Origin of the sequence: Paracoccus homiensis (assembly GCF_900111675.1) — a bacterium.
GTDB classification, from domain to species: Bacteria; Pseudomonadota; Alphaproteobacteria; order Rhodobacterales; family Rhodobacteraceae; genus Paracoccus; species Paracoccus homiensis.
Genome location: NZ_FOHO01000008.1, coordinates 38376 through 52743, shown reverse-complemented (window position 1 = coordinate 52743; position 14368 = coordinate 38376). Strand labels below are relative to the sequence as shown.

Annotated in this window: 17 protein-coding genes; 11 read left to right on the top strand and 6 right to left on the bottom strand. The window is 63.4% G+C overall.

Annotated elements, in window-relative coordinates; translation table 11 throughout:
* Positions 1 to 64 precede the first annotated feature (64 nt).
* The 8 genes from BMX67_RS11880 to BMX67_RS11845 all read left to right on the top strand — a co-directional run bounded on the left by BMX67_RS11880 (position 65) and on the right by BMX67_RS11845 (position 7606).
* On the top strand, positions 65 to 625 hold the full coding sequence (locus tag BMX67_RS11880; protein ID WP_090735175.1) for a fasciclin domain-containing protein: 561 nt from the start codon (positions 65 to 67) through the stop codon (positions 623 to 625).
* A gap of 150 nt (positions 626 to 775) precedes the next feature.
* Positions 776 to 1774 carry a DUF808 domain-containing protein gene (locus tag BMX67_RS11875; protein WP_090735172.1) on the top strand — a complete coding sequence of 333 codons (999 nt, stop codon included), beginning with the start codon at positions 776 to 778 and terminating at the stop codon, positions 1772 to 1774.
* Positions 1775 to 1983: 209 nt separating this feature from the next.
* A complete protein-coding gene (gene ugpB / locus BMX67_RS11870; RefSeq protein ID WP_090735169.1) occupies positions 1984 to 3303 on the top strand; it encodes a sn-glycerol-3-phosphate ABC transporter substrate-binding protein UgpB in 1320 nt (439 codons plus the stop codon).
* A gap of 72 nt (positions 3304 to 3375) precedes the next feature.
* Positions 3376 to 4254 (top strand): sn-glycerol-3-phosphate ABC transporter permease UgpA, encoded by an 879-nt coding sequence (gene ugpA / locus BMX67_RS11865; RefSeq protein ID WP_090735167.1) that lies wholly within the window; start codon positions 3376 to 3378, stop codon positions 4252 to 4254.
* Positions 4254 to 5102, top strand: coding sequence for a sn-glycerol-3-phosphate ABC transporter permease UgpE (ugpE, locus tag BMX67_RS11860; protein WP_090735165.1), 849 nt, complete (start codon positions 4254 to 4256; stop codon positions 5100 to 5102). The genes ugpA and ugpE overlap by 1 nt, the downstream gene beginning before the upstream one ends.
* A gap of 4 nt (positions 5103 to 5106) precedes the next feature.
* On the top strand, positions 5107 to 6114 hold the full coding sequence (locus tag BMX67_RS11855; RefSeq protein WP_090735163.1) for a sn-glycerol-3-phosphate import ATP-binding protein UgpC: 1008 nt from the start codon (positions 5107 to 5109) through the stop codon (positions 6112 to 6114).
* 64 nt (positions 6115 to 6178) lie between these two features.
* Positions 6179 to 7276, top strand: coding sequence for a M4 family metallopeptidase (locus BMX67_RS11850; RefSeq protein WP_090735162.1), 1098 nt, complete (start codon positions 6179 to 6181; stop codon positions 7274 to 7276).
* 15 nt (positions 7277 to 7291) lie between these two features.
* A complete protein-coding gene (locus BMX67_RS11845; protein ID WP_139206512.1) occupies positions 7292 to 7606 on the top strand; it encodes a protealysin inhibitor emfourin in 315 nt (104 codons plus the stop codon).
* Positions 7607 to 7612: 6 nt separating this feature from the next.
* On the opposite strand, the gene BMX67_RS11840 is transcribed toward BMX67_RS11845, so the two are convergent.
* The 6 genes from BMX67_RS11840 to BMX67_RS11815 form a co-directional block, all read right to left on the bottom strand.
* Positions 7613 to 8575, bottom strand: coding sequence for a magnesium transporter CorA family protein (locus BMX67_RS11840; RefSeq protein WP_090735457.1), 963 nt, complete (start codon positions 8573 to 8575; stop codon positions 7613 to 7615).
* Positions 8576 to 8702: 127 nt separating this feature from the next.
* Positions 8703 to 8903, bottom strand: a complete 201-nt coding sequence (locus BMX67_RS11835) for a CsbD family protein (RefSeq protein WP_090735158.1) — start codon at positions 8901 to 8903, stop codon at positions 8703 to 8705.
* Between the two features lie 80 nt (positions 8904 to 8983).
* Positions 8984 to 9931 carry a 2-hydroxyacid dehydrogenase gene (locus tag BMX67_RS11830; protein ID WP_090735156.1) on the bottom strand — a complete coding sequence of 316 codons (948 nt, stop codon included), beginning with the start codon at positions 9929 to 9931 and terminating at the stop codon, positions 8984 to 8986.
* Positions 9931 to 10263 (bottom strand): tRNA-binding protein, encoded by a 333-nt coding sequence (locus tag BMX67_RS11825; protein ID WP_090735154.1) that lies wholly within the window; start codon positions 10261 to 10263, stop codon positions 9931 to 9933. Before BMX67_RS11825 ends, BMX67_RS11830 begins: the two co-directional genes overlap by 1 nt.
* Positions 10260 to 11075, bottom strand: coding sequence for a pyrroline-5-carboxylate reductase (proC, locus tag BMX67_RS11820; RefSeq protein WP_090735152.1), 816 nt, complete (start codon positions 11073 to 11075; stop codon positions 10260 to 10262). The genes BMX67_RS11825 and proC overlap by 4 nt, the downstream gene beginning before the upstream one ends.
* A gap of 38 nt (positions 11076 to 11113) precedes the next feature.
* Positions 11114 to 11617: a type III secretion system chaperone family protein gene (locus BMX67_RS11815; protein ID WP_090735150.1), complete on the bottom strand. Its 504-nt coding sequence runs from the start codon at positions 11615 to 11617 to the stop codon at positions 11114 to 11116.
* 207 nt (positions 11618 to 11824) lie between these two features.
* Between BMX67_RS11815 and cobD the strand changes: the two genes are divergently transcribed.
* From cobD to ppk2, 3 genes are all read left to right on the top strand, one after another.
* A complete protein-coding gene (cobD, locus tag BMX67_RS11810) occupies positions 11825 to 12784 on the top strand; it encodes a threonine-phosphate decarboxylase CobD (protein ID WP_090735148.1) in 960 nt (319 codons plus the stop codon).
* A gap of 60 nt (positions 12785 to 12844) precedes the next feature.
* Positions 12845 to 13315: a hypothetical protein gene (locus BMX67_RS11805; protein ID WP_090735455.1), complete on the top strand. Its 471-nt coding sequence runs from the start codon at positions 12845 to 12847 to the stop codon at positions 13313 to 13315.
* A 65-nt stretch (positions 13316 to 13380) separates the two neighbouring features.
* A complete protein-coding gene (gene ppk2 / locus BMX67_RS11800) occupies positions 13381 to 14286 on the top strand; it encodes a polyphosphate kinase 2 (protein WP_090735147.1) in 906 nt (301 codons plus the stop codon).
* The last annotated feature ends 82 nt before the right edge of the window (positions 14287 to 14368 follow it).

Sequence of the window (14368 nt, the reverse complement as noted above, 5' to 3'; positions counted from 1 at the left end):
CCTGCGTGGTTGTTGGCATCCGGACCCGATCGGTCCGCTGAAATGCCACACGGAGGAACTTCACATGAACCGTATTTTCACCGCCCTGGGCGCCACTGCCGTCACCGCAACCCTGTCGGTCGCAGCCTTTGCCGCCAACACCATGGTCGGCGGCGCCGAGATGTTTCCCAACAAGAACATCGTCGAGAATGCCGTGAACTCGGCCGATCACACCACCCTGGTCGAGGCCGTCAAGGCTGCCGGGCTGGTTGATACGCTGTCCGGCCCCGGCCCCTTCACCGTCTTTGCGCCGACCAATGCCGCCTTCGCCAAACTTCCCGAAGCCGCGGTGGCGGACCTGCTGAAGCCTGAAAACAAGGATCAGCTGGCCAAAGTGCTGACCTGCCACGTCGTCGCGGCGGATGCGATGTCGCCGGCCATCGGCAAGATGATCATGGATGACGGCGGCCAGCATCCGGTCGAAACGGTGGGCGGCTGCGTTCTGACCGCCTCGATCAACCCCGACAACAACGCGCTGCAACTGACCGATGAAAACGGCAATGTCGCCACGGTGAACATTCCCGATGTCGATCAGTCGAACGGCGTGATCCACGTCATCGACACCGTGCTGATGCCCAAGATGTAAGTCACGCACGGACGCGCCTGCCAGTCCCCGGCAGGCCACTGGCCCGCGCCACCCCTCGGCGCGGGCTTTTACGTGGGGTGAACCGGGTTGCGCCAGCCTGCGTTGCAGTGAAAGGTCGGGTAACTGCGATGAACGGGACAGGTAGGACTGATGAGCGGGCTAATCGCGCTGCTGGACGACGTTGCCAGCATTTCCAAGGTGGCGGCGGCATCGATCGACGATGTGGCCGGACAGGCGGCCAAGGCCGGGGCCAAGGCGGCCGGTGCGCTGATCGACGATGCGGCGGTCACGCCGAAATACCTGCACGGCTTCAAGGCCGAGCGAGAGTTGCCCATCGTCTGGAAGATCGCCAGAGGGTCGTTTTTCAACAAGCTGGTGATCCTGCTGCCCGTCGCGCTGATCCTGTCGGTCTTTGCGCCCTGGCTGATCACGCCGCTTCTGATGATCGGCGGCGCCTATCTGTGCTTTGAGGGCGCCGAGAAGATCGCCCATGTCTTTGCCCATCGCGGCGACCGGCATGACAGCGAAAAGCACACCCATCCCGAAGGCGGCGGCGCCGCGCTGGAGGAACAGCGCGTCGCAGGGGCGATCAAGACCGATTTCATCCTGTCGGCTGAGATCATGACCATTGCCCTGTCCACCATTCCCGCGACCGATACCCTTTTGATGAAGGCGATCATTCTGGCGGTGGTCGCCGTCGGCATCACGATCGCGGTCTATGGCGCGGTGGCGCTGATCGTGAAGGCCGATGACGTGGGGATGCATCTTGCGACCGAACGTGGCGGCCTTCTGGCGGCGCTGGGGCGCGGGATCGTCAAGTTCATGCCGGGCTTCATGAAGGCGCTGACCATCGTCGGCACCGCCGCGATGCTGTGGGTCGGCGGCAATATCGTGAGCCACGGGCTGGCCGATCTGGGCTGGCACGCGCCCTATGACTGGATCCACCACATGGCCGAAATCGCGGGCCATGCCGCAGCCGGCATCCAGGGCCTTGCCGCATGGGCCACCACGGCGTTTTTCGACGGCGTCTTCGGTTTGGCGCTTGGCCTGATCCTGATCCCCGTGGTCGAGCGGGCGATCAACCCGCTGCTGGCCGCGACGGTGCTGCCGCTGATCGCGCGCTTCAAGGGCGGTGACGCGGCGGAATGATCCCCCGTCGCACGGTTGCGCGCTGAACATGCGCGCAACCCATACGAATATCAGGGAAAATTTTCGAAACCCGCCGCAACACAATTCGCACCCAAGCGTTGACCATCCGATCAAATACTGTCACATTTCCTTCACAATAATGTTGTGTGTTCGTCACGCTTGACCGCTAGGCCAGCGTCCGAAACGCAACTCCATTGGGAGGGAACCTTATGAACCGTCTGATCACCGCATCCGCGGTGGCGCTTGTCGCGTCGCTGTCGGCCGCCCATGCCAAAACCGATATCCAGTGGTGGCACGCCATGGGTGGCGAACTGGGCGCCAAGCTGGAAGAAATCGTCAAGGGCTTCAACGACAGCCAGGACGACTATAACGTCATCCCGTCCTACAAGGGCACCTATCCCGAAACGATGACCGCGGCGATCGCGGCGTTCCGCGCCAAGGAACAGCCCGCCATCGTGCAGGTCTTCGAGGTCGGCACCGGCACGATGATGGCCGCCGAGGGCGCCATCGTCCCGGTCTATCAGCTGATGCAGGACAATGACGTCCAGTTCGATCAGAACGCCTTCCTGCCCGCCGTCGTGGGTTATTACACCGATACCGATGGCAACATGCTGTCGATGCCGTTCAACAGCTCGACCCCGATCCTGTATTACAACAAGGACGTGTTCGAAAAAGCCGGCCTCGATCCGGAACAGCCCCCGAAGACCTGGGGCGAGATGGAAGAATTTTCCAAGAAGATCATGGAAAGCGGCGCGGCCAGCTGCGGCTTTACCACTGGCTGGATCAGCTGGATCCAGACCGAGAATTTCAGCGCCTGGCACAACCAGCCCATCGGCACCAACCAGAACGGCTTCGGCGGTCTGGACAGCGAGCTGACCGTCAACGGCCCGGCCCAGGTGCAGCACTGGACCACGCTGAAGAAATGGGCCGATGAAGGCATCTTCAAATATGGCGGCCCGGTCGGCGGCGACAACGCCCCCCCGATGTTCTATTCGCAGGAATGCGCCATGATCATGAACAGCTCGGCCAGCCGCGCCGGTGTCATGGCCAACGCCCAGGACTTCGAAGTCGGCTTCGGCATGCTGCCCTATTACGACGATATCGAGGGCGCACCGCAGAACTCGATCATCGGCGGCGCGACCCTGTGGGTGCTGTCGGGCAAGTCGGACGAAGAATATGCCGGCACGGCCAAGTTCTTCGAATACCTGTCCAGCCCCGAAGTTCAGGCCGACTGGCACCAGTTCTCGGGCTATCTGCCGATCACGCAGGCGGCCTATGACCTGGGCAAGGAACAGAACTACTATTCCGAAAATCCGGGCGCCGAAGTCGGGCTGCAGCAGATCACGCTGAACGCGCCGACCGAGAACTCGAAAGGGCTGCGTTTCGGCAACTACGTCCAGATCCGCGGCATCATCGACGAAGAGTTCGAGCAGTTGCTTTCGGGTGCCAAGGACGCGCAGGGCGCATTGGACGGCGTTGTCGAGCGTGGCAACAAGCTGATCCAGGAATTCGCGGCGCAGAACCAGTAAGCCCGTCTTACCCCACAAAGGGGGCCGCGCAGCCGCGTGGCCCCTGTTCCTATTCTTCCGACCGGACATCCGATGAAGCGCACCATCTTCAGCAACCAATTGCTGCCCTGGCTTTTGCTGGCGCCGCAGCTTGCCATCACCTTCATCTTCTTTCTGTGGCCGGCGGGTCAGGCCATCTGGCAAAGCTTTCTTCGCGAGGACGCTTTCGGCATCAAGACCAGCTTTGTCGGGCTGGCCAATTTCCGGGCGCTGGTCGACAGCCCCGAATACATGAATTCCCTTCAGGTGACGGCCGTCTTTGCGGTGTCGGTCACGCTGTTGTCGATGGGGGTATCGCTGCTGATGGCGGTCTCGGTCGACCGGATGCTGCGGTCTTCGCGCATCTATACGACGCTGCTGGTCTGGCCCTATGCGGTCGCGCCGGCCGTTGCGGGTATCCTGTGGTGGTTCATCTTCAACCCCACCATCGGCGTCCTGCCCTATGCGCTGGACCTGATCGGCTATGACTGGAACCACATCCAGAACCCCAATCAGGCGATGGGCCTGGTGGTGATCGCCAGCGCGTGGAAGCAGATCAGCTATAACTTCCTGTTCTTCGTGGCGGGTCTTCAGGCGATCCCGGCGTCGCTGCGCGAGGCTGCGGCGATCGACGGCGCAGGCCCGATCCGGCGCTTTTTCGACATCACCTTCCCGCTTTTGTCGCCGACGACCTTCTTCCTGCTGGTCGTCAATATCGTCTACGCCATGTTCGACACCTTCGGCGTCATCGACGCCACGACAGAAGGCGGACCGGCGCAGGCCACCAACATCATGGTCTACAAGGTCTATTTCGATGGCTTCGTGGGTCAGAATATCGGCAGTTCGGCGGCGCAATCGGTTGTGCTGATGCTGCTGGTGATCGCCCTGACGGTCGTGCAGTTCCGCTGGGTCGAAAAGAAGGTCGAATACTGATGATCGAGAACCGCCCCGGACTGAACATCCTGTCCCACCTGGTGCTGATCCTTGGCGTCGTCGTCGTGGGTCTGCCCCTGTGGGTGGCCTTTGTCGCCTCGACCCATACGGCGACCGACTTCATGTCGGGCACCATCCCCCTTTTGCCCGGCCCGCATCTGATCGAGAATTACAGCCGCATGCTGGATTCCGGCGTCTCGACCAGCGGCACGCCCCCGGTCGCGCGGATGATGCTGAACAGCCTGATCATGGCGCTGGCCATCGCATTGGGCAAGATCGCCATCTCGATCCTGTCGGCCTTTGCCATCGTCTATTTCCGCTTTCCGCTGCGCGGGCTGGCCTTCTGGTGCATCTTCGTGACGCTGATGCTGCCGGTCGAGGTGCGGATCGTGCCGACCTTCCAGGTCGTGGCCGGTCTGGGCCTGTTGAACAGCTATGCCGGCCTGTCGATCCCGCTGATCGCCAGCGCCACAGCGACCTTCCTGTTCCGGCAGGTGTTCCTGACCATGCCGGACGAGCTGGTCGAGGCCGCACGCATCGACGGCGCGGGCCCCATGAAATTCTTCCGCGACATCCTGCTGCCATTGTCGCGGACCAATATGGCGGCGCTGTTCGTCATCCTGTTCATCTATGGCTGGAACCAATATCTCTGGCCGCTGCTCATCACCACAGACGCGCAGTACTATACCATCGTCGCGGGCATCAAACGCATGGCCGACGCGGTGGATGGTCTGCCGCAATGGCATCTGGTCATGGCGACCGCTGTCATGGCGATGCTGCCGCCCGTCGCGGTCGTCATCGGCATGCAAAAGCTGTTCGTCAAAGGTCTGGTCGAGACGGAGAAATAAGAACGTGGCCTCAATTACCCTCGACAATGTCGGCAAGGTCTATCCCGGCGGCACCCGCGCCATCGGCGATGTGAACATCCAGATCGCCGACGGCGAATTCATCGTGCTGGTCGGCCCCTCGGGCTGTGGCAAATCCACGCTGCTGCGCATGGTCGCCGGTCTGGAAACCATCACCGACGGCGAAATCCGCATCGGCGACAAGGTCGTGAACAAGGTCGAACCGGCCGATCGCGACATCGCCATGGTGTTTCAGAACTATGCGCTTTACCCGCATATGTCGGTGCGCCAGAATCTGGCCTATGGCCTGAAGAACCGCCGCACCCCCAAGGCCGAGATCGACCGCCGCGTCAATGACGCCGCCGAGATCCTGCAAATCGGCCAATTCCTTGACCGCAAGCCGCGCGCCCTGTCGGGCGGTCAGCGTCAGCGCGTGGCGATGGGCCGCGCCATCGTGCGCGAACCGGCGGCGTTCCTGTTCGATGAACCGCTGTCGAACCTTGACGCCAAGCTGCGCGTGACCATGCGCCTAGAGATCAAGGAATTGCAGAAACGTCTGGGCACGACCTCGCTTTACGTGACCCACGACCAGCTAGAGGCGATGACGCTGGCCGATCGGCTGGTGGTCCTGAACGCGGGCCGGATCGAACAGATCGGCACCCCGCTTGAGGTGTATCGCAAGCCGGCCTCGACCTTCGTGGCAGGCTTCATCGGTTCGCCCGCGATGAACCTGATCGACGCCCGTGCCGTCCCCTATCTGCCGGGCACCGCCCATGCAGGCACCGTCGGCATCCGCCCCGAGGATCTGACCGTCGCCGCCGATGGCCCGATCGAAATGCAGGTGCAGGCGGTCGAGGAACTGGGCGCACAGCGACTGGTCCACGGCCACACGGCGGGCGAGGCGATCACGATCACCATGCCCCCGACCGCTCCCCTGTCCGACACGCTGCGACTGACCGCGGCGCAGGACAAGCTGCATCTGTTTGATCGGCAAAGCGGCGCGCGGATCGAATAAAGGGCGTTCGTTCTCGATGTGTTCCGTGCTACCATAGCGCGAACCATCTGGAACGGAGTTGCCCATGTGCCTGTCCCTTGGCTGTTCGTCGCCGCACAACCCGCTGAACTGCATCGTCCCGCCGCATATGCTGCGGGTGATGGCGCTGCGGGGCGATGACAAGACGGCGCGCATGGCGCGGTCGCTTCTGAAACAGAATGCCGCCCTGCGCGACGAACGCGCCGAACATGTCAGCCCGCCGCCACCCGCGCAGGATGGCGGCACCTTTGCCCCCCACGCCGTCAGCCCTGCCGAGGGGCTTTGCTGTCCCGACCGCCGCATTCACGATGGCGACGGCAAGGCCGCCCTGCCTGGCAGGCTGGTGCGGGCCGAAGGTGACGACGCGACCGGGGATGCGGATGTCGATCTGGCCTATGACGGCGCGGGTCAGGTGTTTTCGCTGTTTGCCGATGAATATGGCCGCAACTCGCTGGACGGGGCGGGCATGCCGCTGATCGCGACGGTGCGGCACCGGCGCAATTACAACAACGCCTTCTGGAACGGCGACCAGATGGCCTATGGCACCGGCGACGGCGAAGTGTTCCGCACCTTTCTGGAACTGTCGGTGATCGGCCATGAAATGGCCCATGGCGTGATCCAGCATTCCGGCGGTCTGATCTATGAAAACCAGTCGGGCGCACTGAACGAAAGCATCGCCGACGTGTTTGGCGCCCTGTCGTTGCAACGCAGCCTGGGCCAGCAGATCCACGACGCCGACTGGCTGGTCGGTCGCGGCATTCTGGGCCCTGGCATCAACGGCGTCGCGCTGCGCAGCATGAAGGCCCCCGGCACGGCCTATGCCGACGATCTTCTGGGCCAGGACCCGCAGCCCTGGCACATGGACCATTTCGTGACCACGACCGAAGACAACGGCGGCGTGCATATCAATTCGGGCATTCCGAACCACGCCTTCTACCTGTTCTGCAACTATATCGGCGGCAAGTCCTGGGAACTGCCCGGTCAGGTCTGGTACCGTGCCCTGCAACAGCTGAACAATCCGATGGCCAGCTTTCAGCAATGGGCCGATCAGACGATGGATGCCGTCACCGCCATCGCCGGGCGCGGCACGATCGAGGCGGTCTTGCTGCGCCGTGCGTGGAAACTTGTCGGAATCGCGATCTAGCCCTATTTTACGGGGATGAGCAGCTTACTTGGTGGATGCGTTGCCATGATCATCGACATCACGGCGCAGGGCGGCTTTGGCGGGATCACCGCCGCCGCGATGAAAAAGACCATCGACGTGGATCAGCAACCCCGTCAGATGCAGCAGGAACTGTGCGACGCGTTCGAACCCCGCGAATTGCAGCGTCTGACACGCACGCCCTGCCCCGATTGTGCCGACCGCCTGACCTATCGCATCACCGTGACCGAGGGGCAGGAAAACCCGCAGGTCTTTACCCTGCGCGAAGATCAGTTGCCGCCCGAAATGCTGGACCTGATCGACCAGATGTAGCGCGGGCTACAGCCATTTCCGCCAGCGCAGCACGAACCAGACGGCGGCCGCCGTGGCCGCCATCAGACCCAGAGCCATCGGATAACCCCACGGCTTGTCCAGTTCCGGCATATTGGCAAAGTTCATTCCGTAGATGCTGGCAATCAGGGTCGGCGGCAGGAACAGCGCCGCGACCACCGACAGGATCCGGACCGTGTTGTTTTGCTGAAGGTTGATCATGCCAAGCGTCGTGTCCACGCCCAGACTGACGCGCGAGGACAGGAAATCGGCATGCACCTCCAGCGCCTGAACATCGCGCAGCTGTCCCTTGATGACCGGGCGCAGGCGCTTGGCCTCGGGGCGTTCGTCGATGATCGAGATATAGAAGGCCAGGATCCGCTCGATCGTCAGCAGGCCAAGGCGCACCCGCGACAGCAATTCGGCCTCGCGCCCGATCTCCTGCAACGCCTCTTGCAGCCGGTCCGAGGCGGCGCTGCTGGCGCCGCGCTCGAACACACTGGCCATCGAGCGGTCCAGAACCCGCCCCGATCCTTCCAGAATGTCGGCCAGCCGGGCGATGATTTCGTCGATCAGGCCCATGAACAGGCGATCGGGGGTCGAACAGCCCAAGGTCGAACGCTCGGCACGCTCCGGGAAGGTCAGAAATGGCCGCGGCGAGTGGTGGCGCACCGTGACCAGACGCTGATCGGACAGGATAAAGCTGACGGGCATCGCCTCGCGCCCGCCATCCGCCCGTTCGCCGGGGATCACCCCGGTCATGTAGTCCAGCCCGTTTTCGCGATACAGACGGTTCGAGATCTCGATCTCTTCCATCTCGGCAAGGCTGGGCACATCGACGCCGATCTCGCGCAGCTGGCGGATCTCGGCATCGCCGGGCTGCACCAGATCGATCCAGATCGCGGATTGCAGTTCATCGCCCGGCTGAAGCCGCACGATCTTTCCCGCACGGGTGGTATAGGCATACAGCATCGACATCTCCTGACCCGGACGGGAATCCTGCCCGCCCGGCATAGCACCAGCCCTGTCCGAAGTGCCACCCGCGACGTGAAAGGGGCGCCCGTTGCCGGACGCCCCCGAATGATCTGACATCCGCGACCTAGACCTTGTCGCGGAAATAATCGTCGACCTCACGCTCGGCCTCGTTCTTGGTCCAGCCATAGCGTTCCTGCAGCTTGCCGACCAACTGATCGCGGTCGCCCTCCATCTGGGCGACCTCATCCTCGGTCAGTTCGCCCCATTTTTCCCGGACGGCGCCGGTCATCTGCTTCCATTTTCCTTTGACGATATCCCAGTTCATGTCATCCCCTTTCGGATGTCTGCCTGTGTATGGTCAGGAAACAAGCGCGCAGGGCCGACAGTTCCGGGATATTGCCTTTGTTAAGTCACAAGATCCTGAGGTCGCTGCCCCTCCAGAAATGCCAGCAGGTTCTGCATGGCCCGCATCGCCATCTCGGTCCGGACTTCATCGGTGGCGGTGCCCAGATGCGGCAGCAGCGTGGCATTCGGCGCGTCGATCAGCGCCTGCGGCACCTGCGGTTCGCGTTCATAGACATCCAGCCCGGCACCGGCGATGCCGCCCGCGTTCAACGCCTGGATCAGCGCCGCCTCATCGACGACATCGCCGCGGGCGATATTCACCAGATAGCCGCGCGGACCCAGCTTGCGCAGTTCCTCGGGGCCGATCAGGTGGCGGGTGCCCGCCCCACCCGGCACGGCGATGACCGCCACGTCGCAGGCATCAAGCATCTGGGGCAGATCGGCCATCTGCCGCGCCGGCACGTCCAGCGCGGACACGTTCGAGCGGTTGTGAAACACCACCCGCATGCCAAAGCCGAAATGACAGCGGCGGGCAATGGCCTTGCCGATCCGGCCCATGCCGATGATGCCGACCGTGCGACCGGTGACATTGCCCCCCAGAAGCTGCGTCGGGTTCCAGCCGGTCCATTCGCCCGCGCGCAGGATCCGCTCGCCCTCGCTGGCGCGGCGCAGGGTCATCAGGATCAGCGTCATCGCGATATCGGCGGTAGCATCGGTGACGACATCGGGGGTGTTGGTGACCGTCACCCCGGCCTGCCGCGCGGCCTCGATATCGATATGGTTGAAGCCCGCGCCGAAATTCGCCAGCACCTTGCAGCGCAGATCGCCCGCAAAGGCGGCGGCGGCAAATCCGTCGCCCAGGGTCGGGATGATCGCGTCGTAATCGCGCATCGCCTGCGCGGCCTGTTCCACGGTCAATGGCGTGTTGTCACGGAAGGTCACGTCAAAGCGTGCGGCAAGCGCGGTGGTGGCCGTTTCGGTCATGGGCCGGGTAACAAGCAGCTTCATCAGAACAACCTTCCGCCATTCGGCACATTCAGATCGGGCCCGATCAGCACCACCTCGCCATCCTCGTCGGGCACGCCCAGCACCAGAACCTCGGACCGGACGGGGCCGATCTGGCGCGGCGGGAAATTCACCACGCACAGGACCTTCTTGCCGACCAGCGATTCGGGATCGTAATGTCGCGTGATCTGGGCCGAGGATTTCCGCTCGCCCATCTCACCCAGATCGACCCACAGCTTGATGGCGGGCTTGCGGGCTTCGGGGAACGGCTCGGCGCGGGTGATCGTCGCGACGCGGATATCGACCTTCAGGAAATCATCGAAACTGATCGTCACGCGTTGCCCTTTCCCAATTCGCGGCCACGTTCGGTCGCCGCCGCGACGGTGCGCGCCATCAGGGGCGGCAGACCCGCATCCGCATCCATCAGCACCGACAGCCCTGCCGCGGTCGTTCCGCCGGGCGAGGTGACGTTCTGGCGTAGAACGGCGGGATCCTCATCGGCATCGATGGCCAGCGCCCCTGCCCCGGCAACGGTCATCCGCGCCAGTTCCAGTGCCAGATCGGCCGACAGGCCCTGCGCCTCGCCCGCCTTGGCCATCGCCTCGATCATGTGAAAGACATAGGCGGGGCCGCTGCCGGACAGCCCGGTCACGGCGTCCATCTGATCCTCGCTGTCCAGCCGCACGACACGCCCCACGGCCCGCATCAGCGTTTCCGCCAGATCCAGATGCGCCGCGCTGGTCTTGTCATTGCCGATCATGGCGGAAATGCCCTTGCCGATGGCGGCGGGCGTGTTGGGCATCACGCGCACGATCGGCGCGGTGGGAAAGCTGTTCTGGAAGGTCGCGATCGTGGTGCCCGCGGCCACCGACACGACCAGCGTGTCGATCAGGACGGGCACCTCGCCCAGGGCCTCGGCCATCATCTGCGGCTTGACGGCCAGCACCAGCACGGCGGGATTTTCGGGCAGTTCGGCATTCACGCGCAGGCCCTTGTCCTGCCATTCGGGCGCAAGCCGGGGGTCGATCACCGTGACCGCGCCGGGTTCCAGCCCGCGTGCCAGCCAGCCCTTCAACATGGCCCCGCCCATCCGGCCGCACCCGACCAGAACCAGACCGCGCGTGTTGATATCGTCGAAATCGCTCATCAGACCCCCCATGCTGCATTGCCGGGGGCGACGGCCCCCTATGCCCGTCCGTAGGCCTCGCCCAAGGCGATGTCCAGCGCGGCGGCCGGTTCGGTATTGCCCCAGCCGACCAGCTGGAACGAGGGATAGAAGCGTTCGCAGGCGATCAGGGCGTTGCTGATCATCTGGTTGATCTGCTCGGTCGAGGCGATGGCCTCGCCCGCCAGAACCAGGCCATAGCGCCACACCATCAACCGCTGCTGCGCCCAATAGGTGAAGCCGCCGTCCCAGACCTGATCGTTGGTCAGGTTCAACACCTCATAGATCTTGGGCAGACGGTCGGCCGGGGGCTCCATGTCGAAGGTGCAGATCAGGCGCAGAACCTCTTCGCGCGCCGACCAGGCCAGCGTCAGCGAATAGTTGCGCCACTGCCCTTCGACAACCATGGCGATCTGATCATCGGCCAGCCGGTCGAAATCCCATTCGTGATGGGCCGCGACGGCCTCGACGATGTCGATCGGGTGGATCTCATCGCCGGCGATGAAATGATCGGTCTGAGCCATGCCTGCATCCTGCCTATGTCTAAGGACGCGGTTCTGCCGCCGCTATTCCTTGTGGGTCACACTAGACCGGGCATAGGTGCCCGAATGTTCTTACCAGATATCGTGGTCGTGAATTGCCAGCGTGTAAAGTGAAATTTCCATGCCGGATTGCGGAAAGCAGGGGATAAATCTACCAGATAGCGAAGAAACTTGGGGATAAGATACAAGATGCAGCGCGACCACGGCGGCGATATCGACAGGGCAAGGGCGATTTTTGGGGCGGGCGACTGGATCGATCTGTCCACCGGCATCAATCGCAGACCCTGGCCGGTCCCCGTTCTGACGCCCGAGGCATGGACCGCCCTGCCCACCCGCGCCGCCGAAGAAAAGTTGCAACAGGTCGCGGCGACATGGTTCGGCTGCGATCCGGCGCGGGTGCTGCCGATGGCCGGCGCATCGGTCCCGATCCAGCTGTTGCCGCAGATCCTGCCCACGGGGCGCGCAGCGGTGCTGACGCCCAGCTATAACGAACATGCCGCCAGCCTGCGCGCGGCGGGCTGGCAGGTCGGCGATGCGGCGGGGATCGACCAGATGGCCGGTGCCGATCTGGCGGTGGTGGTGAATCCCAACAACCCGGATGGTCGCGAGTGGCAACCACAGGCGCTTGCCGATCTGGCGCGTCAGGTCGGGCATCTGATCGTCGATGAAAGCTTTGCCGATCCGCGCCCGGATCTGTCCCTTGCCCCCACCGCGCCCGACAACGTGCTGATCCTGCGCAGTTTCGGCAAGTTCTGGGGGCTGGCGGGCGTGCGGCTGGGCTTTCTGATCGCCGCGCCGGACCTGATTGCCCGGTGTCGTGCGGCCATACCGCCCTGGTCGGTCAGCGGCACCGCGCTGGAAATCGGCACCCGCGCCATGGCCGATCTGGACTGGGCCGACGCCGCCACCGTCTATCACGCCGAGGCCGGGCTTCGGCTGGACCGCCTGGCCAGCCTTGCGGGATGGCATCCGGTCGGTGGGACGCATCTGTTCCGGCTGTACGACACTCCGGACGCAAAGGCCGCGCAGGACCAACTGGCCGCCGCCCATGTCTGGAGCCGGATCTTCCCTTATTCCGACCGTTGGGTGCGGCTGGGGGTTCCCGGCACGCGGGCCGAATGGGACCGGATGGAACAGATCATATGCTAGGCGCTGTTCGGTCGCGATGCGATTTGGCATGATGCGCCCATGCAGCCCCGAAAGGATATCATGCGCGCCGCGACCCTGCTGACCTGCCTGTTCCTGATCGCCCCGCCCGGCCCGGCAATGGCGGACGTCCCGCTAATCATCCTGGACCCGACGCAACTGCCCTTCGATCTTGGGCCGGGCCATCCAGCCAACAACCCCGCGAAGGCCGCCAATTCGCCCAATGCGGCGTGGAATTCATCGGGAAACACCGCCAATTCCGGCGCGGCCTGGGAAAACAGGCCCACCAATCCGGCCAATGAAAAGCGGCTGATCATCACCGCCGATGGCGGCGTTCTGGGCTATTACGCGACCAATGCGGGGGGCGTGCTGAACCTGTTCGACATCAATGGCAACCGCATCGCCTATCGGCCCGCACGCGGCACCCGCAGCCTGTTCACCACCAAGGGCAGCTGGTGCGGCACGGTCGATGGCAATCGCGGCGGCATGGTTCTGGCCGTGACGCGCAGTTGCGCACAGGCTTTTGGCCGGTAGCGACGCAAAAGCCGTAATTCCGTTACATATCTGTCCTAAAGGGGGCGCAACAGGCGGAGAGATTCATGGACGATACACCCAAGGACTGGTTGCAGGCCGAACTTCAGGACACGCTGGACGAGGATATCGAGATCGAGATGGAGGACGCGACCCTGTCCGCCGAGATCCGTCGCATCTATCGCAGTCACCATCCCAACCAGATGGACCGCAAGCTGTATTTTCAGGATTTGCTGCGCCTGCAGGCCGAACTGATCCGCCTGCAGGACTGGGTCAGCTATTACAAGGAAAAGGTCGTCGTCATCTTCGAGGGCCGCGATTCCGCAGGCAAGGGTGGCGCGATCAAGCGGATCACCCAGCGCCTGAACCCGCGCGTGGCGCGTGTGGTGGCCCTGCCCGCGCCTTCGGACCGGGAAAAGACGCAATGGTATTTCCAGCGCTATGTCCCGCACCTGCCCGCCGGGGGCGAAATCGTGCTGTTCGACCGCAGCTGGTACAACCGCGCCGGGGTCGAGCGGGTCATGGGCTTTGCCGATGAGGATCAGGTCGAACAGTTCTTCCAGGACGTTCCCGAATTCGAACGGATGCTGGTGCGGTCGGGGATCAGGGTGATCAAATACTGGTTCTCGATCACCGACGAGGAACAGCAGATGCGCTTTCTGATGCGCGTTCACGACCCGCTGAAACAGTGGAAACTGTCGCCGATGGACCTGCAATCGCGCGTGCGCTGGGAAGGCTATACCAAGGCCAAGGAGGACATGTTCGAGCGCACGAACATCCCCGAGGCGCCCTGGTATATCGTACCCGGCAACGACAAGAAGCGCGCCCGCCTGAACTGCATGAGCCATCTTCTGGGGCTGATCCCCTATACCGACGTTCCCCATGAAGAGGTCAAGCTGCCCGAACGGGTCTTCAATCCCGACTATGAACGCGAGGTTCTGCCACGCGAGCTTTACGTGCCGCAGAAATACTGATCCATTGCCCGACAGGCAGCGTTGCGGGGGCTGTCTGCCCCCGCAACGCTGACGCGCGACTCCCCCGAGGGGTATTTCGCCA

Excerpts from the sequence above, each read along its gene's own strand:
- proC (WP_090735152.1), bottom strand. The coding sequence starts at position 11,075 with ATGAGCGATTTCGACGATATCAACACGCGCGGTCTGGTTCTGGTCGGG.
- BMX67_RS11805 (WP_090735455.1), top strand. The coding sequence starts at position 12,845 with ATGCGCGCCGCGACCCTGCTGACCTGCCTGTTCCTGATCGCCCCGCCC.
- BMX67_RS11835 (WP_090735158.1), bottom strand. The coding sequence starts at position 8,903 with ATGAACTGGGATATCGTCAAAGGAAAATGGAAGCAGATGACCGGCGCC.
- BMX67_RS11875 (WP_090735172.1), top strand. The coding sequence starts at position 776 with ATGAGCGGGCTAATCGCGCTGCTGGACGACGTTGCCAGCATTTCCAAG.
- ppk2 (WP_090735147.1), top strand. The coding sequence starts at position 13,381 with ATGGACGATACACCCAAGGACTGGTTGCAGGCCGAACTTCAGGACACG.
- cobD (WP_090735148.1), top strand. The coding sequence starts at position 11,825 with ATGCAGCGCGACCACGGCGGCGATATCGACAGGGCAAGGGCGATTTTT.
- ugpB (WP_090735169.1), top strand. The coding sequence starts at position 1,984 with ATGAACCGTCTGATCACCGCATCCGCGGTGGCGCTTGTCGCGTCGCTG.
- ugpA (WP_090735167.1), top strand. The coding sequence starts at position 3,376 with ATGAAGCGCACCATCTTCAGCAACCAATTGCTGCCCTGGCTTTTGCTG.
- BMX67_RS11850 (WP_090735162.1), top strand. The coding sequence starts at position 6,179 with ATGTGCCTGTCCCTTGGCTGTTCGTCGCCGCACAACCCGCTGAACTGC.
- BMX67_RS11840 (WP_090735457.1), bottom strand. The coding sequence starts at position 8,575 with ATGCTGTATGCCTATACCACCCGTGCGGGAAAGATCGTGCGGCTTCAG.
- BMX67_RS11815 (WP_090735150.1), bottom strand. The coding sequence starts at position 11,617 with ATGGCTCAGACCGATCATTTCATCGCCGGCGATGAGATCCACCCGATC.
- BMX67_RS11880 (WP_090735175.1), top strand. The coding sequence starts at position 65 with ATGAACCGTATTTTCACCGCCCTGGGCGCCACTGCCGTCACCGCAACC.
- BMX67_RS11845 (WP_139206512.1), top strand. The coding sequence starts at position 7,292 with ATGAGCAGCTTACTTGGTGGATGCGTTGCCATGATCATCGACATCACG.
- BMX67_RS11830 (WP_090735156.1), bottom strand. The coding sequence starts at position 9,931 with ATGAAGCTGCTTGTTACCCGGCCCATGACCGAAACGGCCACCACCGCG.
- ugpE (WP_090735165.1), top strand. The coding sequence starts at position 4,254 with ATGATCGAGAACCGCCCCGGACTGAACATCCTGTCCCACCTGGTGCTG.